Annotated in this window: 18 protein-coding genes; 11 read left to right on the forward strand and 7 right to left on the reverse strand. The window is 62.5% G+C overall.

Annotated elements, in window-relative coordinates:
- The first annotated feature begins 507 nt into the window (after positions 1–507).
- Entirely contained in the window at positions 508–744 is a 237-nt protein-coding gene (locus tag AC1DXM_RS00450) for a hypothetical protein (RefSeq protein ID WP_162712363.1), read from the forward strand.
- A 1,125-nt stretch (positions 745–1,869) separates the two neighbouring features.
- Here the strand turns inward: AC1DXM_RS00450 and AC1DXM_RS00455 are convergent.
- Entirely contained in the window at positions 1,870–2,127 is a 258-nt protein-coding gene (locus tag AC1DXM_RS00455) for a hypothetical protein (RefSeq protein WP_477231270.1), read from the reverse strand.
- 268 nt (positions 2,128–2,395) lie between these two features.
- On the opposite strand from AC1DXM_RS00455, the gene AC1DXM_RS00460 reads away from it, so the two are divergent.
- The 4 genes from AC1DXM_RS00460 to AC1DXM_RS00475 all read left to right on the forward strand — a co-directional run bounded on the left by AC1DXM_RS00460 (position 2,396) and on the right by AC1DXM_RS00475 (position 4,425).
- Entirely contained in the window at positions 2,396–2,557 is a 162-nt protein-coding gene (locus tag AC1DXM_RS00460) for a hypothetical protein (protein WP_352588167.1), read from the forward strand.
- Positions 2,558–2,621: 64 nt separating this feature from the next.
- The gene (locus AC1DXM_RS00465) at positions 2,622–3,053 is read left to right on the forward strand and encodes a cupin domain-containing protein (RefSeq protein WP_477231271.1); all 432 of its coding nucleotides are present in this window, start codon (positions 2,622–2,624) and stop codon (positions 3,051–3,053) included.
- 128 nt (positions 3,054–3,181) lie between these two features.
- Entirely contained in the window at positions 3,182–3,916 is a 735-nt protein-coding gene (locus AC1DXM_RS00470) for a copper homeostasis protein CutC (protein ID WP_477231272.1), read from the forward strand.
- Positions 3,916–4,425, forward strand: a complete 510-nt coding sequence (locus tag AC1DXM_RS00475; protein ID WP_477231273.1) for a GNAT family N-acetyltransferase — start codon at positions 3,916–3,918, stop codon at positions 4,423–4,425. Before AC1DXM_RS00470 ends, AC1DXM_RS00475 begins: the two co-directional genes overlap by 1 nt.
- Positions 4,426–4,473: 48 nt before the next feature.
- Here AC1DXM_RS00475 and AC1DXM_RS00480 read toward each other — a convergent pair whose 3' ends face one another.
- A complete protein-coding gene (locus AC1DXM_RS00480; RefSeq protein ID WP_477231274.1) occupies positions 4,474–5,712 on the reverse strand; it encodes a flavin-containing monooxygenase in 1,239 nt (412 codons plus the stop codon).
- A gap of 146 nt (positions 5,713–5,858) precedes the next feature.
- Between AC1DXM_RS00480 and AC1DXM_RS00485 the strand changes: the two genes are divergently transcribed.
- On the forward strand, positions 5,859–6,347 hold the full coding sequence (locus AC1DXM_RS00485) for an SRPBCC family protein (RefSeq protein WP_477231275.1): 489 nt from the start codon (positions 5,859–5,861) through the stop codon (positions 6,345–6,347).
- A gap of 17 nt (positions 6,348–6,364) precedes the next feature.
- Here AC1DXM_RS00485 and AC1DXM_RS00490 read toward each other — a convergent pair whose 3' ends face one another.
- The 4 genes from AC1DXM_RS00490 to AC1DXM_RS00505 all read right to left on the reverse strand — a co-directional run bounded on the left by AC1DXM_RS00490 (position 6,365) and on the right by AC1DXM_RS00505 (position 10,371).
- Positions 6,365–6,490 (reverse strand): MFS transporter small subunit, encoded by a 126-nt coding sequence (locus AC1DXM_RS00490; RefSeq protein WP_477231937.1) that lies wholly within the window; start codon positions 6,488–6,490, stop codon positions 6,365–6,367.
- 19 nt (positions 6,491–6,509) lie between these two features.
- On the reverse strand, positions 6,510–7,307 hold the full coding sequence (locus AC1DXM_RS00495) for an FAD binding domain-containing protein (protein ID WP_477231276.1): 798 nt from the start codon (positions 7,305–7,307) through the stop codon (positions 6,510–6,512).
- 114 nt (positions 7,308–7,421) lie between these two features.
- On the reverse strand, positions 7,422–9,770 hold the full coding sequence (locus AC1DXM_RS00500; RefSeq protein WP_477231277.1) for a xanthine dehydrogenase family protein molybdopterin-binding subunit: 2,349 nt from the start codon (positions 9,768–9,770) through the stop codon (positions 7,422–7,424).
- Between the two features lie 100 nt (positions 9,771–9,870).
- Entirely contained in the window at positions 9,871–10,371 is a 501-nt protein-coding gene (locus tag AC1DXM_RS00505) for a (2Fe-2S)-binding protein (RefSeq protein ID WP_477231278.1), read from the reverse strand.
- A 324-nt stretch (positions 10,372–10,695) separates the two neighbouring features.
- Between AC1DXM_RS00505 and AC1DXM_RS00510 the strand changes: the two genes are divergently transcribed.
- The 3 genes from AC1DXM_RS00510 (at position 10,696) to AC1DXM_RS00520 (ending at position 13,742) form a co-directional block, all read left to right on the forward strand.
- Complete coding sequence (locus tag AC1DXM_RS00510) at positions 10,696–11,802, forward strand: FIST N-terminal domain-containing protein (protein ID WP_477231279.1); 1,107 nt, start codon at positions 10,696–10,698, stop codon at positions 11,800–11,802.
- A gap of 4 nt (positions 11,803–11,806) precedes the next feature.
- Positions 11,807–13,150, forward strand: coding sequence for a hybrid sensor histidine kinase/response regulator (locus AC1DXM_RS00515; RefSeq protein WP_477231280.1), 1,344 nt, complete (start codon positions 11,807–11,809; stop codon positions 13,148–13,150).
- A 91-nt stretch (positions 13,151–13,241) separates the two neighbouring features.
- Positions 13,242–13,742: a hypothetical protein gene (locus tag AC1DXM_RS00520; protein ID WP_477231281.1), complete on the forward strand. Its 501-nt coding sequence runs from the start codon at positions 13,242–13,244 to the stop codon at positions 13,740–13,742.
- A gap of 6 nt (positions 13,743–13,748) precedes the next feature.
- Here AC1DXM_RS00520 and AC1DXM_RS00525 read toward each other — a convergent pair whose 3' ends face one another.
- The gene (locus AC1DXM_RS00525; RefSeq protein WP_023681717.1) at positions 13,749–14,432 is read right to left on the reverse strand and encodes a response regulator; all 684 of its coding nucleotides are present in this window, start codon (positions 14,430–14,432) and stop codon (positions 13,749–13,751) included.
- A 206-nt stretch (positions 14,433–14,638) separates the two neighbouring features.
- On the opposite strand from AC1DXM_RS00525, the gene AC1DXM_RS00530 reads away from it, so the two are divergent.
- Positions 14,639–15,346, forward strand: coding sequence for a fumarylacetoacetate hydrolase family protein (locus AC1DXM_RS00530; protein WP_477231282.1), 708 nt, complete (start codon positions 14,639–14,641; stop codon positions 15,344–15,346).
- Positions 15,347–15,350: 4 nt separating this feature from the next.
- Complete coding sequence (gene maiA / locus AC1DXM_RS00535) at positions 15,351–16,001, forward strand: maleylacetoacetate isomerase (RefSeq protein ID WP_352588140.1); 651 nt, start codon at positions 15,351–15,353, stop codon at positions 15,999–16,001.
- Positions 16,002–16,036 lie beyond the last annotated feature (35 nt).

Consider the following 16,036-nt stretch of genomic DNA (forward strand, 5'->3'; position numbering starts at 1 on the left):
AAACCGGCGATAAGGGATGTTAATCGTCGGTCGAAGCGTTCTATCTCCGCAACGAAACAGCACCATGTCTCCTCGCGGAAATCCTGTAACGAGGCGTGCCGCAAGTCCTCCTCGCCGCGAAGATGCACCCGCCCAACCGGCTATTCAATTAGCATGAGCTTTATTAGTTCCGGAAAATTTTAACGAATCATTGACCGCGCTGTCCCAAAATAGGACGGCGCGGTCAAATCCCAACCGACTGCGCAGGCGGCTCCGGCAAACGCGCCTACCCAGCCCAGTGTGTCGGAGCCGCTCCCACACCCGTTTCAGTACCAGCAATGGTTGAATCAACGGTTACGACAAGGCCCAAGCACAGCCAGAAATACCATAGCGCGGCGAGGTTGAGGCCCTGACACGCATCGCTAGACCGCCTTTAGGCCCAGTGTATTAGGACCTTCGCCTTAATTGCGCGACTGCTAATATCTTCGTATTTTTCCTCGAGCGTGGGGACGCCCGATGGAGATAACTATGTCCGGCAAGCCAGCAATCTTTCCAGCGCTCGATCACCTGCCGATCCAAGCTCAGGACCATGCCCCACCTGCCTCGTTCGATATCAATACCCTGTTCCTGGCCGCTCCCGATCATCCCAAAGGCCCAGGCGAGCATTTTGCTCCCCATGCAACCGTTGACCTACCTGATGCCGGCCTTGCTGGCATCGAGCACGCGAGCCTGCCAACTCACATTTCGGATTGGTTGTTGATCTAGCAGGCGGCTAGGCGCCCGCCCGCCAGCGGGCTTGGCGGAATCGCTTGCCGCCGTCAGTTGGCGGCCCAGTTTTGATCTCTCCTGCTCAAACGCATGACGAAGGTACGGCGAAAGTCGGCTAGGTCCTACAGCGGTGGGGTCAACTCCGCCCGGCCGGCGCTTAGGCAGGTAAAGCCCCAAACCCGACTGCCTAGGCGCCGGTCTGATTTCGTGCACCTTGCGCTTGCAACCAAAGTCGCCGAGCCCATGCTCGCTTAGCTGAGCCGGGACATGATCCTCGAAGGTCAGGTCTCGCGTTTGGTAGCCATCTCCCATTGTGAACCGGAACTCGCCGGATGTTGGCCCCAACCCCAACTCCCGACGAGCCCATCCCGATTTGTCACACAAATCAGGGCCGGGATTAGCCGGCAATTCCAGACTTGCACAAAAGGTGCCAAGTCTTCCCCCGATCAAATCAGAGGCCGTTCTGCCAATCTGTTAACCAATTCACTTTGAAGAACCTCAGTTGTCGACGATGTCGGACATCGAACCGCCAAATTGTCATGTCGGGCGGGAAGGCTTCACGAGACTGCTTTCAATGGGAGCGATTGTGCCCATCACAGGACGGCATGACGTTACGTCAAGAATCAGCTACCGCTGCAGCTGCGGCGGAGCTGATACCCGCTTGGCCGGCGCTGATCAGGCAACCTCCATTGCGGCGCCGGCCCCTTTACATCATCCACCAACTTGAAGATGGCATTGCGTTGCCAAGAAGCGCTTGGCTGATCTGCCGCCGGCCGAATCATTGCCCCAGGATGTCACGCCCAGCGTCGCGTAATCGCGTTGCCCTGCCGTCAACCGACAATCAATTAGTATGCGCTTAATTAGATCCGGAGAATTTTAACGAATCATTGACCGCGCTGTCCCAGAATAGGACGGCGCGGTCAAATCCCAACCGGCTGCGCAGGCGGCTCCGGCAACCCAACCCCCGCCGCACTGTCGGAGCCGCTCCCACACCTCCTCTCAATACCAGCAATGGTTGAATCAACGGTTACGACAAGTGCTTTCCGGTGCGTTTTGCCAGTCGTTAGACTTTGATGGAAAAGAGGGAAATAGTCGTGCCGGGATCCAGCAGCCGGTGATGGCCTACGCTGGATTCGGGACGTGGGCGTTTAGTTCCCGCGCCAGTACGGCGACAAGCACCGAGCAGTCGAGTTCCTCGTTGAATGAAACGCACGGATCCGCCTCCAGCAAAATTTGCGCCATGCGAAGCGATTTCAATCTGGCCGTCTTGGCTACACGTTCAGCGCATTCGACCTCGATGACCGCTTTCGCGGACCGCGCACCTGGGCGATCTCCCAGCCAACACATTCCTGCAACCTCGAACTCCCGATGCTGTTCCATCCATCGATTCCATACATTCGTGAACCATGTCGCCGTTCATTTTGATGAAGCCTTGCCCACGCTTAGCAGGGATTCACATCGAATTCAGTTCGATCTGGGATCGGCCTATGGAAGCGATCCTTTGAGATGCGCGACATGCCATCCGCGCGGAAGAAACGAATTCTGCGCTAAACCTCGAAGCGGTTTCCAGAGGTGCGGCGATAGGACGGCGGGACAACATCTGGACTCCAAATGGCATGAACCGCATTGTGATCGCGGGAGAAGGCAAATGGACAAACTGAACATAGGGGCTGATCAGGCCAAACGCTGGAGAGACCAGGCCGTGCGCGGTCGCCGGAGGCGCCTTTCGCGTAACGTCGCCGCGTGGGTGCTGATCCTGATGGCGATAATCGTCTTCTCTGGTCTGATTGCCTTCAAGGCGTACAGGTAGCCAAGGCTCGCCAGCGCGCGCTCATCCCTGCCCCGAGACGGTATAAGCAAAACCTGGAGGAACCATGCGACAGATTCTGGCATCGGCACTGCTGCTTGCGGCAGCGCTATCTGCAAACCCTGCTGCGGCGCTGGACAGTTCCAGCCCACCGGTCGTCGTCACGCCGCTTGCCGATCGCACCCAGACGGCTTCCGGCCAGCCGATCGTGCTGCCGCAGAAAAATGTCCAGGTCCTGGTCTCGACCTACGACATAGCGGTGGGTGCCACCTTGCCGGTGCACAAGCACCCGTTTGCCCGCTACGCCTATGTCGAGGCCGGAACGCTCAAGGTGACGAATGTCGAGACCGGCAACAGCAACACCTACAAGACAGGCGATTTCATCGTCGAGATGATCGGCCAGTGGCACCAGGCGACCAACATCGGCGACGGCCCCGTCAAGCTCCTGGTCATCGACCAGGTCGAACAGGGCGCCAAGAATACGGTGCTGCGCCAATAACTGCGGCCGGGTTGCCGGCTGGCCCAAGGAGCGATTGGCTGTTCCGCTTTCCCAGCAACCGAGCCGATGCTAGGGCTGGCCGTCTTCAAATCACGAAGGATCGCCCCTTGGCCGGAAATGCTCGCCCCTTGATCGAAATCTGTGTCGAAGGCATCGAGGGATTGCTGGCCGCGCAAGCCGCCGGCGCCGACCGGGTCGAGCTCTGCGCCAGCCTGGTCGAGGGCGGCATCACGCCCAGCCTCGGCACGGTGCGCGCCGCACTCGAGAGCGCGACCATTCCCTTCCATGTCATCGTGCGCCCGCGCGGCGGCGATTTCCTCTACAGCGAAGCCGAATACCGCTCGATGCTCGCCGATGTCGCATCGCTTCGCGATCTCGGCGTTGCCGGCGTCGTCGTCGGCTGCCTGAATGCCGATGGCACCATCGACGAAACCCGCATGGGCGCCCTGGTCGAGGCGGCCGGTCCGCTCAACGTCACCTGCCACCGCGCTTTCGACATGACCCGCGACCCGGCCGAGGCACTGGAAGCGCTGATCCGCTGCAAGGTCGGCCGCGTGCTGACCAGCGGCCAGAGGGACACGGCAGTGGAAGGCGCCGGCCTGTTGGCGGATCTCGTTCGCCAGGCCGGCAGCCGCATCATCATCCTCGGTTGCGGCGCGCTCGACCCTGACAACATCGCCGGGGTGCTGGCAGCCACCGGGCTGGCGGAAATGCATTTCGCCGCGCTCAAGGACGTGCCGAGCGCAATGGCCTACCGCAACCCGCAAGTCGGCATGGGCGGCACCGATCTCGACCGCGAGTACCGCACCACCGTCACCGACGGAGTGCTCGTGGCGGCAATGATCGCGGCGGCCAGAGCTTGATGACCGCGCCCTCGCCGATCAGCCGTGTATCGGCAGCGGACGAAGCTGCCATCCTCGCGCTTAACAATGAGCATGCGGCCGAGCTGTCATGGCTTGAGCCCGAACGGCTGTCCTTCCTGCTCGGCGAAGCGTTTTATGCCCGGCGCATCGGTTCCCTCGAAGCCTTCATCATGACCTTCGACCAGAATGCGCGCTACGACAGCCCGAATTTCCTCTGGTTCCGCGAACGCTATCCACGCTTCGTCTATGTCGACCGCGTCGTCGTTGCGGCGCAAGCGCGCGGCCGCGGCCATGCCCGCCGGCTTTATGACGAACTGTTTGTGCAGGCCGCCCGCGCGGGCCAAAGCATCGTCACCTGCGAGGTCAATGCCGACCCGCCCAACCCGGCTTCCGACGCTTTCCACGCCGCGCTCGACTTTGCCGAGGTCGGCGACGCGGTGATCCATGGCGGCAAGAAGGCGGTCCGCTATTATCTCAGGCAGATCCAGAGCAATTCAGCACAAGCGTGAGCGGTTTGCCGGACGGCGAAGTGCTTCTTTTGCCTGGGCCAAAGGCGGTCACGAATGCCTTGCGATGTGTTCGACAAGGCGAGGTGCTTCCTCGGCAATGGCCAATATGATTCCGGACTTGCGGGTGGAGGCGAAATCCAGGCCGGCGAAGTAGAGGCCCGGCAGGACACCCACGCCATCCGTATGAACGGGCTGTCCCGCAGCGTCGAGCGCATCAGCAAGTCTCACATAGCTGAAATCGCCCTTGAAGCCTGTGCACCACACCACGCTCGTGATGCCGGACCCGGAAAGATCGAGCGAACCGATGAAGGAATCCGGTCGACGCCATGCGACCGTCTCCGCGGGGTCGGGGTCCGATACGGGTGCGTCGATCCGGGCCTGGCTTATGTACTCATCGATATGACGTTTGACATTGTCCGAGGCCTGGTCCCCAAAGCGGACATTTGCTTCGAGATCGTCGGCGAGCGTAAGACGGCCGCCATTCGCAGTGCCGGTCAACCGCCCGAGAAGCACAACACCTTGGGCGCTGAGCGACTGAAGGCTTATCGTGTGCTCCGACCCGAGCACGCCACGCGCGGGTATGCGTCCCGCAAGCCGAATGACCTCCTCTCGTCGTACGTCGAGAAATCCGCTTTCCTCGAGCCAGATCATGACGTCGCGTCCACGATAGCGCCGTGGGAGCCGCCCGACGCGACTGGTCGCAAGGAAGACGGTCCGCCCCGCTTGCGCCAGTTCCTCCGCGATCTGAGCGCCTGATTGACCGCTTCCGACCACCAACACCGCTCCACCGGGTAGATCGGCAGCGCTGCGGTAGCCGGAGGCGTCGATCTGGTAGATGTAAGGTGGCAACCCATCTGATGGGAATGGGCGCACGGGGCAATTCAGGTTGCCGCTTGCGACAACCACGTTGCGCGCCCGAAGCATTCCGTTCGAGGTGGTCAGCCGATAGACGCCATCGTCTCGCGTGAGTTCGCTCACCGCAGTATCGGCTTGGATAGGCAGCCCATTTCTGCCGGCGAAATCCTCAAGGAGAGCGATGAACTGGTCGCGCGTGAGGACCCCATACGGATCCGGACCCTCGTAGCGGTCGCCCGGCATGACGGTCTGCACGTTGGGGCTATTCATATGAAAGGAAGCCCACCGCTGCGTGCGCCAGGTCTCTCCTATGCGACCCCGCTCCAGCACGGTATGGCGCAGGCCTTTTCGTGCCAGCCAATAGCTTACACCGAGCCCCGCCCAACCGGCCCCGACAACCACAGCGTCGAGAACATCGGCACTATCATTCATTGCGGGGTGATCTCATGATCGGCATCCCCCATCGCCGCGACAATTAAGCCTTGTTCATCGCCATGAGTCCAGCGTCGCCGAGCGGCTCTAGCGCCGTGAAAAAGTCGGAACTAATGTAGGCTTCCGCCAGCCGGGGGCGAAACACCATGCCGAGCAACGTCTTCCGTTTCGATGAGAGCTGGGACATTCCTGAAGCAACGCCGCAACAGGTCTGGGACGTGCTTTCGGACGCCGAATTGCTGCCGCTGTGGTGGGGCGACGTCTACAAGGACGTCGTGCCGCTCGACCGCAAGGGCAAGGGCGTCGTCGGCTCGCGCGCCAAGGCCCGGGCGCGCGGCGCCCTGCCCTATGAATTGAACTTCATCGTCGAGGCGGCCGAGCTCGAGCCCGGCCGGCTGGTGGTGGTCAAGACATTCGGCGATTTCGATGGCCTGTGGCGGGCGGAACTGTCGCCTTCGGGAACCGGCACCCACGTCGATCTCGTCTGGCAGGTGACGGTCGAGAGGCCGATCCTCAAATTCCTGGCGCCGTTGCTCAGGCCGGCCTTTGCCTGGAACCATCGCTGGACGACGCCACGCGGCGAAGCCGGCCTGCGCCGCTATCTCGTGGCGCAGAAGAAGGGCGAAGCGGCCTGATGCCGCCTCGCTGAGCGCTACTGGAACAGCGCCGTGGCGCTGTTAACGGTCGTCCAGAACCCCCACAGCAGCGGAAAGCCGACCAGGAGCCAGGCAAGCGTAAGCTTGGGCGTAAAAAAGGGGCCACGAAGGCCCCTTTCCAGTCACTTATGTCAGAAAAACTCAGGCGTTGGCGGCCGCCACCGCGCGTTTTGCCATCACTGCGATCAGGCTGGCGCGGTATTCGGCCGAAGCGTGGAGGTCGGTCATCAAATTCTTCGCCGACACTTTCACGCCGTCGAGAGCCGATGCGGCAAAGTTCTTCGCTAGCGCGGCTTCGATCTCCTTCGAGCGGAACACGCCGTCGTCGCCGGCGCCGGTGACGGCAACGCTGACCCCATCCTTGCCCTTGGCCACGAACACGCCGACGATCGCATAGCGCGATGCCGGATTGCGGAATTTTTCGTAAGCCGCCTTGGCCGGCGCGGTGAAGCTTACCGCGGTGATGATCTCGCCGTCCTTCAGCGCCGTCTCGAACAGACCGGTGAAGAATTTGGCGGCCGCAATCTCGCGCTTGTTGGTGACGATGGTGGCGCCCAGCGCCAGCAGCGCCGCCGGATAGTCGGCGGCCGGGTCGTTGTTGGCGACCGAACCGCCGATCGTGCCCTTGTGGCGCACCGCCGGGTCGCCGATCAGCGACGCCAGATGCGCAAGCGCCGGGCAGGCCTTTCGCAGCTTCTCGTCATTGGCGACGTCGTAATGTGTGGTGGCGGCACCGATGGTGACCGTCTTGCCCGACACCTTGACGCCCTGCAGCTCCTTGATCCGCGACAGGTCGACCAGGTCGGAAGGGGCGGCAAGCCGCGTCTTCATCGCCGGTATCAGCGTCATGCCGCCCGACAAAAGCTTGGCGTCGCCGCTTTTCATCAGCTTGGCGGCGTCGGCGACCGAGGCGGCGCGGTGGTAATTGACTGCGTACATGGCTTTCTCCCTTCGGGGAAAGAGCGAGTAGAGATTAGCGAATAGCGAGTAGGGACTGTCCCTTCGCACTGCGCCTTTTTCCCTATTCGCTACTCCCTATTCGCTATTCGCTGATCAATGTTTTGCCGCCCTAATCGCCGCCCACACCGTCGACGGCGAGGCCGGCATGGCAATGTCGACAATCCCGATGGCGTCGGTGATGGCGTTGATGACCGCCGGCGGCGAGCCGATGGCGCCGGCCTCGCCACAGCCCTTGATGCCGAGCGGATTGCTCGGGCACGGCGTGTTGGAGGTCGAAACCTTGAACGACGGCAGGTCGTCGGCGCGCGGCATCGTATAATCCATGTAGCTCGCCGTCAGCAGTTGCCCGCTGGCGTCATAGTGGGCGCCTTCCAGCAGCGCCTGGCCGATGCCCTGGGCGATACCGCCATGCACCTGGCCCTCGACGATCATCGGGTTGATGATGTTGCCGAAATCGTCCGCCGCGACGAACTGGACGATCTCGGTCGTGCCGGTTTCCGGATCGATCTCGACCTCGCAGATGTAGCAGCCGGCCGGGAAAGTGAAGTTCGCCGGATCGTAGAAGGCTGTCTCCTTCAAGCCGGGCTCCATGCCTGCCGGCAGATTGTGGGCGGTGTAGGCGGCGAGCGCCACCTGGAACCAGGGCAGGCTCTTGTCGGTGCCGGCAACCTTGACCTCGCCATTCTCGATGACAATGTCGCCCTCGTCGGCCTCGAGCAGGTGGGCGGCGATCTTCTTGGCCTTGGCTTCGACCTTGTCGAGCGCCTTTGATATGGCCGACATGCCGACAGCGCCCGAGCGCGAGCCGTAGGTGCCCATGCCCATCTGCACCTTGTCGGTGTCGCCATGGACGATCGAGACCGAGTCGATCGGCACGCCAAAACGCTGGTTGACCAGTTGCGCAAAGGTCGTCTCATGGCCCTGGCCATGACTGTGCGAGCCGGTCAGCACTTCGATCGTGCCGACGGCATTGACCCGCACTTCGGCCGATTCCCACAGACCGACGCCGGCGCCGAGCGAGCCGACCGCCGCCGACGGCGCGATGCCGCAGGCCTCGATGTAGCAGCTCATGCCGATGCCGCGCAGCTTGCCTTGCTTGGCGGCAGCCGCCTTGCGTTTGGCAAAGCCGGCATAGTCGGACGCCTTTGTCGCCGCATCGAGCGAAGCGCCATAGTCGCCGGCGTCATAGTTCATGATCACCGGCGTCTGATGCGGGAAGGTGGTGATGAAGTTGGTGCGCCGAAGTTCGGCCGGCGACACGCCTAGTTCGCGCGCCGCCGTCTCCATGGTGCGTTCCAGCAGATAGGTCGCCTCCGGCCGCCCTGCCCCACGATAGGCATCGACGGGTGCGGTGTTGGTGTAGACGGTGCGCACATTGGCGTGGATCGCCGGGATGTTGTACTGGCCCGACAGCAGCGTCGCGTAGAGATAGGTCGGCACGCAGGACGAGAACAGCGACATGTAGGCGCCGAGATTGGCGATGGTGTCGACCCTCAGACCGGTGATTTTGTTGTTCTTGTCGAATGCCATTTCCACGGTCGAGACATGGTCGCGGCCATGCGCGTCGGTGAGGAAGCTTTCGGTGCGGTCGGCGACCCATTTGACCGGCACGCCGGTTTTCTTCGACGCCCACAGGCAGACGATTTCTTCGGGGTAGATGTATATCTTCGAGCCGAAGCCGCCGCCGACATCGGGCGCAATGACGCGCAGTTTGTTCTCCGGCGCGACATTGTAGAAGGCGCTCATCACCAGCCGCGCCACATGCGGGTTCTGCGAGGTCGTCCAGCAGGTGTAGTGGTCCTCGGCCTTATCGTAATGGCCGAGCGCCGCACGCGGCTCCATGGCGTTGGGCACCAGCCGGTTGTTGACGATCTTCATGCGGGTGACATGGGCGGCTGCCTTGATCGCCGCGTCGGTCGCCTTGGCGTCGCCGATCTCCCAGTCGAAGATAAGATTGTCCTCGGCCTCGGCATGGACCTGCGGTGCCCCTTTTTCGAGCGCCTTGGTCGCATCGATCACCGCCTTCAATTCCTTGTAGGTGATCTCGACAGCCTCGGCCGCGTCGCGCGCCTGGCCCTTGGTTTCCGCCACGACGATGACGATGGCGTCGCCGACATAGCGCACCTTGTCGACGGCGAGCGGCGACCAGGCTCCCATCTTCATTGGCGAACCATCCTTGGAATGGATCATCCAGCCGCAGATGAGGTTGCCGATGCCGTCGGCCTTGAGCTCCTTGCCGGTCAAGACGCCGATGACGCCGGGCATGGCCTGCGCCTTTTTGACGTCGATCTTCTTGATCTGCGCGTGCGCGTGCGGGCTGCGCACGAAAGCGGCATGCTTCATGCCGGGCACCACCATGTCGTCGACATAGCGGCCGGCGCCGGTGATGAACCTTTTGTCTTCCTTGCGCGCGACCCGAGCGCCAATACCTTCAATGCCCATAGGAATTCCTCCGGAATTTAGGGGAGTAGGTGAGTAGGGCAGTACGGCAGTAGGAAATTAGCTCGTGTCCCCCTACCGTCTTATTGCCCTATTGCCTTGCTCATGCCGCCTGTTTCGCCCTGCCCTTCGACGCCTTCGCCATCGTCTTCGATGCGGCGAGGATCGCCTTGACGATGTTGTGGTAGCCGGTGCAGCGGCAGATGTTGCCTTCGAGCTCGGTGCGAACCGTCGCCTCGTCGAGGCCTTCGGGATGGCGCGCGATCATGTCGGTCGCCGTCATGATCATGCCCGGCGTGCAGAAGCCGCATTGCAGACCGTGATGTTCCTTGAAGGCGGCCTGCACCGGATGCAGATCGGCGCCGTTGGCCAGCCCTTCGATCGTCACCACGGTCGACCCGGAGGCCTGCACGGCCAGGATCGAACAGGACTTCACCGTTTTGCCGTCGACATGGACGACGCAGGCGCCGCATTGCGAGGTGTCGCAGCCGACATGCGTTCCGGTGAGACCAAGATTTTCGCGCAGGAAATGAACCAGAAGCGTTCGGTCCTCGGCTGCGCCGCTGACCCGTTTTCCGTTCACGACAAACGAAACGTCCGACATGCATCCTCCCTGGGTATAACCTCGGTAATCATGCTGCCGATGCGGCTTTGGCGCTCGGCCAGGCGCTATTCGTACACCGCACAACGCGCAAAAAACACACGGTGCTCATTGTACTTTCGGTCATGGAGAACCGAAAATCATGGGCTCGTCCGCCCCATTGCCAAAGTGCGGATTGAAGGCAACAATGTCATCGACGCTGGCGCCAAAAGACATAAAAACAGGCGCACACAAAAATGCGTCGGAGGAATGCGGAGAAAGCTGCTGGCCAGTTCACGGACGAGCTATGCATCCGGTCTGTCGGCGCTCACCACAGACGAGCCTGACATGGATGCATTCGCCCGGGCGGTCGCCACCGAGGCCGCGGCCATCAACGCAGGCTTTGCGCTGCTGTTCTTCTCGCAGAGCCTGGTCGACGCCACCGCCCTGTCGCAAGCGCTGAAGATCCATGCGCCGACGCTGGCCTATGCCGCCTGTTCGACTGCCGGCGAGATCACCCCGCAGGGGCTGGAGGAAGGCCATGTGCTGGCTCTTCTGCTTCCTTCGGCCTCATTCTGCGCGGTCAGCGCCATGGTCGACAATCTCTCCTCGTCGGGCATGGACAGGATCACCGGCGAAGTCGAGGCCTTGCGGCGCCTGCTGCGCGGGCGCATCGGCAGTTGCCATTCCAACAGCACCTTTGCGCTCTGCTTCATCGACGGCCTGTCCTTTGCCGAGGAAGCGGTGACCTCGGCCATCCATTGGGGGCTGGACGACATCCCGCTGATCGGCGGTTCGGCGGGCGACGATTTGAAATTCGAAACCACCAGGCTGATCTCGAACGGCAAGGTGGCCTCCGACAGCGCCATCATCGTGCTGATATCAACCGAAATTCCTTTCCATGTCTTCAAGACCGACAATTTCGTTCCCACCGACGAGAAGCTGGTGGTGACGGCATCCGATCCCGACCACCGCACCGTGCGCGAGTTCAACGCCACCAATGCGGCCGAGGAATATGCCGCTTCGGTCGGCATCGTCGCGCAGACCCTGACGCCGATGAGCTTCGCCTCGCATCCGGTGGTGGTAAAGGTGGGTGGCGAGTATTACTGCCGCTCGATTCAGAAGATGCATCCCGACGGCTCGTTGTCATTCTTTTGCGCCATCGACGACGGCGTCGTGCTGTCCATCGCCCAACCCAAGGATATGGTGGAATCGACGCGCGCCGCACTGCGCGACGTCGAGGAGCGGCTGGGTGGCATCGACATGATCCTCGGTTTCGATTGCGTGCTGCGCCGGCTCGATGCGCGCAACCGCCAGGTTTTCCGCGACATTTCGGAGCTTTACCGGGTCAACAACGTCATCGGCTTCGGCACCTATGGCGAACAGTACCGCTCGATGCACCTCAACCAGACGTTCACCGGCATCGCTTTCGGCGAGCGCCAGGCGGCGGAATAGGCCTATGCCGCTCAGGGACATCGACGACGTCGACAGGCTGAAAAAGATCAACGCCGCCCTGGTCAGCCGCGTCGAGCGCTCGATGGACCAGCAGGGCAATGCCTTCTCGCTGTTCCAGACCGCGATTTCGCTGGAAAACCGGGTGCGCATCCGCACCGAGGAACTGCATTCGACGCTGCGCCGGCTGGAGCAATCGAACATCGATCTCAGCGCCGCCAAGGAAAACGCCGAACTGGCGAACCTGTCGAAGACCAGGTTCCTGGCTGCCGCCAGCCATGACGTGCTGCAGCCGCTGAACGCCGCCCACCTCTCCGTCTCGGCACTGGCCGAAGTGCAGACCAGTGACGAGGGCAAGAAACTCGTCCGCCAGGTCGAGCGCTCGCTGGAGACGATGGAAGACCTGTTGCGCACGCTGCTCGACATTTCCAAGCTCGATGCCGGCGTGGTCCAGCCCGACATTGGCGACGTCAATCTGGAGACGCTGTTTTCCTCGCTGCGCTCGGATTTCCTGCCGGTGGCCGAGATGAAAGGCCTGGCGCTGAAGTTCCGCCCGGTCAGCGCGGTGGTGCGGTCGGACCGCACCCTGTTGCGCCGCATCCTGCAGAACATCCTGTCCAATGCATTGCGCTATACCCGTTCGGGCGGCGTGCTGGTCGGCACCAGGCATCGCGGCGACACCATCCGCATCGATGTCGCCGACACCGGCTGCGGCATTCCCGACGACCAGCGCGAGGCGGTGTTCGAGGAATTCCATCGCGGCTCCGCCATTCCGGCCGATGCCGGGATCTCCGGCGGCGGGCTGGGGCTGGGGCTTGCCATCGTGCGGCGCATGGCGGCCGCGCTCGGCCATCCCGTGACGTTCTCCTCGAAGGTCGGACGCGGCACGATCTTCCACATCGACGTGCCGGTCGGCCTCGGCGCCAGCGCCGATGCCATCGCCAGCCTTGCCGAGATGGAGCGGCCGCGCGGCTACGGCCTGTTCGGCACCAAGGTGCTTTTGATCGAGAACGACGCCGACGTGCTGCAGGCGATGACATCCCTGCTCGAGCGCTGGCAATGCCTGGTGCGCGCCGCGACCTCGACCGAGGATGCACTCAGCCTGCTCGGCGACACCGACTGGGTGCCCGACATCGTCATTGCCGACCAGCATCTCGACGACGGTGACCTCGGCACCGCCACAATAGCAGAAGTGCGCGACTATCTCGGCCGCGCCGTGCCGGCGCTGATCGTCACCGCCGACGCCTCCGAAGCCGTCGCCAAAGCCGCCCGCGCCGCCGGCATCGAACTGATGCGCAAGCCGCTGAAACCGGCGCAATTAAGGGCGCTGCTGGCGCATCTGCTGGCTTGATAGTGCAACGCCGGAAACGGGTGGCGACGCTCGACCCGATCTGCGAACCTCGACACTTGGCCTGTGTATCGCAGGCAGGAAGGATTTCGCCATGAGGCCGGAACATCAGAAAAGCAAAGCAGCCCAGCCAGATAGCGCCGTACGCAATCCGTTTGACGTCATGGACGTTCCAAACCCTGGAGATCAGGAGGTGATGGACTTTGCCTCCGGCGCAACACTCTCCGGATCCGCGGATGACGAGAATGCCGAGGTCTGGAGCGAAAACGGTGGTCAGAACGATACAATTGAAGGCAACTGGTCCAGCCGCTGGAATGGCGGTGCCGACCCCACGATCACCGGCGATGCGAAGGACAAATGGAAACAGGGACAAGCCGAAGTGAAATCAGTGGGAGAGCAGGTCTATCTGCATTTCACTTGGGACCACGCAGCCCGCCACGGCCTCATCGAGGCGCGGCGCGAGGGCAGCAGGATGGTCGGAAAATACATCAACCTGAGCGATCCCTCAGTCACGCGGCCCTGGATCGGTTTGATTGTGAACGCAGAGAGGATCGACGGGCGCTGGCCGGCGGGACGCTTGGATTTTCGCAAATAATCGATCTCAAAACCCCGCCTGATCCCTGAACAGCTCCGCATTGTCGAGCTTCGACACCTCGATCACCGCTTGGGTGCGGCTGTAGACGTTGAGCTTGCGTAGGATTTCCGAGACATGCGCCTTCACCGTGGTCTCGCCGACCTGCAGCTCGTAGGCGATCTGTTTGTTGAGCAGGCCCTGGCGCAGCATCTGCAGCACGCGCAGCTGCTGCGGCGTCAGCTTGGCCAGCCGCTGCACCATGTCGGCGCGGTCGGTACTGTCGGCGTCCGGCGGCTGTCCCTCATAGTTTTCCGGCACATAGATCGCGCCCTCCATCACCGAGCGGATGGCGGCGGCGAGATCGCTTTTGCGCGCCGATTTCGGGATGAAGCCGGCCGCACCGTAGGACAGCGCCTCGGAAATGATCTTCGGCTCCTCATAGCCCGACACGACGACCACCGGCAGCCGCGGATGGCGGGTTCTGAGCTGCAGCAGCCCGTCGAAGCCATGCACATCGGGCATGTTGAGATCGAGCAGCGCCAGATCGAACGGTTTTATCCCACCCAAGAGATCGAGTGCTTCGGCGATCGAGCGCGCCTCCACCGTGTCGACTTCCGGGTAGGCCATCTGCACGGCGCTGTGCAACGCCTCGCGAAACAGCGGATGGTCGTCGATGATCAGGAAGCGGGCGCGATCGTTGATTGCGGTCATGGGGTTCGTTTCAGTCCTTCCTGGACAGGATACTCCGGTGACCATGGCCAGCTTATTGGCAAATAGTCTATCGCCATCTTAACCCGGAGGCGAAGCCGACTTCTTCCAACAATCAAGGCGGAGCCGACGCTTTTGCGGACGCTGATGCCTTGCCCGGCCGTCCAAATCGGTCAAATGTGCCGGCAGCTGAAGCAGAAAGACCTGGCATGACAGACTTCGTCCTCCCCTTGCCCGCAATCCCATCGGTCGCCATCGCCGGCTCGGCCGAACGTTTTGCGGTGCGCCGCATCTTCTGCGTTGGCCGCAACTACGCCGCGCACGCCCGCGAACTCGGCAATGACGAGCGCGACCCGCCCTTCTTCTTCACCAAGCCGGCCGATGCAGTGGTCGATTCGGGAACGACGATCCCCTACCCCCCGCTGACCAAGAACCTCCACCACGAGATTGAGCTGGTCGCGGCGATCGGCAAGGCCGGCTTTCGCATTCCGCGCGCGCAAGCGCTCGACCATGTCTGGGGTTATGGCGTCGGCATCGACCTCACCCGCCGCGACCTGCAGGACGAGGCCAAGAAAGCGGCGCGTCCCTGGGACTGGTCGAAGGCCTTCGACCGCTCGGCGCCCTGCGGCTCGCTGGTGCCGGCGCAGAAATCCGGCCACCCGCAAAAGGGCCGCATCTGGCTCGCCGTCGATGGCGCGGTGAAACAGGATGGCGATCTCGCCGAACTGATCTGGCCGATATCAGACATCGTTTCGATCTGCAGTGAGTCGGTTGCCCTACAACCGGGCGACCTGATCTTCACCGGCACGCCGGCCGGCGTCGGCGTGGTGGCGCCGGGCCAGACGATGACCGGCGGCGTCGACGGCATCGGCACGATCGAGATCACCATCGGCCAAGATCCCATTAGCCAGCCGTGATCCGATGAGCGACCTCGTCCTCCACAACTATTACCGCTCCTCCACCTCCTACCGCGCGCGCATCGCGCTGGAGATGAAGGGGCTGACCTACGAATACGTGCCGCATCATCTGCGCCATGGCGACCATCTGGAGCCGGCTTACCTAGCGGTCAATCCGCAGGGGCTGGTGCCGGCGCTGATCCTGGGCGACGGCACGCTTTTGACGCAGTCGCTGGCAATCATCGAATATCTCGACGAGACCAATCCCGAACCGCCGCTGCTGCCCAAGGACGCGCTCGGCCGGGCGCGTGTGCGAATGCTGGCGCAGATGATCGCTTGCGACATCCACCCGGTGAACAATCTGCGCGTGCTGACCTCGCTGCGCACTTTGTTCGGCGCCGGCGACCAGGATGTCGTCAACTGGTTCCGCCACTGGGTGAACGAAGGTTTTCAGCCGCTTGAAAAGATTCTGGCTTCGTCGCCAGAGACCGGCACCTTCTGCCACGGTGACGCGCCCGGCCTGGCCGACATCTGCCTGGTTGCCCAGATCGCCAGCAATGCCCGCTTCGGCGTCGACCTGACGCCCTACCCGACGATCTCGCGCATCCACGCCGCCTGCATGGCGCTGCCGGCCTTTCAGAAGGCGGCGCCGGAGAATCAGATAGATGCGGAATAGAAGCGCAATGTTGCTGGCGCACAGCATGAGGACCA

The sequence above is a fragment of the Mesorhizobium sp. P3_A2 genome, assembly GCF_056403115.1.

What these genes read in the sequence shown, in the direction of transcription:
- AC1DXM_RS00450 (WP_162712363.1), top strand. Translation starts at nt 508, where the DNA reads ATGTCCGGCAAGCCAGCAATCTTTCCAGCGCTCGATCACCTGCCGATC.
- AC1DXM_RS00455 (WP_477231270.1), bottom strand. Translation starts at nt 2,127, where the DNA reads ATGGAACAGCATCGGGAGTTCGAGGTTGCAGGAATGTGTTGGCTGGGA.
- AC1DXM_RS00460 (WP_352588167.1), top strand. Translation starts at nt 2,396, where the DNA reads ATGGACAAACTGAACATAGGGGCTGATCAGGCCAAACGCTGGAGAGAC.
- AC1DXM_RS00465 (WP_477231271.1), top strand. Translation starts at nt 2,622, where the DNA reads ATGCGACAGATTCTGGCATCGGCACTGCTGCTTGCGGCAGCGCTATCT.
- AC1DXM_RS00475 (WP_477231273.1), top strand. Translation starts at nt 3,916, where the DNA reads ATGACCGCGCCCTCGCCGATCAGCCGTGTATCGGCAGCGGACGAAGCT.
- AC1DXM_RS00480 (WP_477231274.1), bottom strand. Translation starts at nt 5,712, where the DNA reads ATGAATGATAGTGCCGATGTTCTCGACGCTGTGGTTGTCGGGGCCGGT.
- AC1DXM_RS00485 (WP_477231275.1), top strand. Translation starts at nt 5,859, where the DNA reads ATGCCGAGCAACGTCTTCCGTTTCGATGAGAGCTGGGACATTCCTGAA.
- AC1DXM_RS00495 (WP_477231276.1), bottom strand. Translation starts at nt 7,307, where the DNA reads ATGTACGCAGTCAATTACCACCGCGCCGCCTCGGTCGCCGACGCCGCC.
- AC1DXM_RS00500 (WP_477231277.1), bottom strand. Translation starts at nt 9,770, where the DNA reads ATGGGCATTGAAGGTATTGGCGCTCGGGTCGCGCGCAAGGAAGACAAA.
- AC1DXM_RS00505 (WP_477231278.1), bottom strand. Translation starts at nt 10,371, where the DNA reads ATGTCGGACGTTTCGTTTGTCGTGAACGGAAAACGGGTCAGCGGCGCA.
- AC1DXM_RS00510 (WP_477231279.1), top strand. Translation starts at nt 10,696, where the DNA reads ATGGATGCATTCGCCCGGGCGGTCGCCACCGAGGCCGCGGCCATCAAC.
- AC1DXM_RS00515 (WP_477231280.1), top strand. Translation starts at nt 11,807, where the DNA reads ATGCCGCTCAGGGACATCGACGACGTCGACAGGCTGAAAAAGATCAAC.
- AC1DXM_RS00520 (WP_477231281.1), top strand. Translation starts at nt 13,242, where the DNA reads ATGAGGCCGGAACATCAGAAAAGCAAAGCAGCCCAGCCAGATAGCGCC.
- AC1DXM_RS00525 (WP_023681717.1), bottom strand. Translation starts at nt 14,432, where the DNA reads ATGACCGCAATCAACGATCGCGCCCGCTTCCTGATCATCGACGACCAT.
- AC1DXM_RS00530 (WP_477231282.1), top strand. Translation starts at nt 14,639, where the DNA reads ATGACAGACTTCGTCCTCCCCTTGCCCGCAATCCCATCGGTCGCCATC.
- maiA (WP_352588140.1), top strand. Translation starts at nt 15,351, where the DNA reads ATGAGCGACCTCGTCCTCCACAACTATTACCGCTCCTCCACCTCCTAC.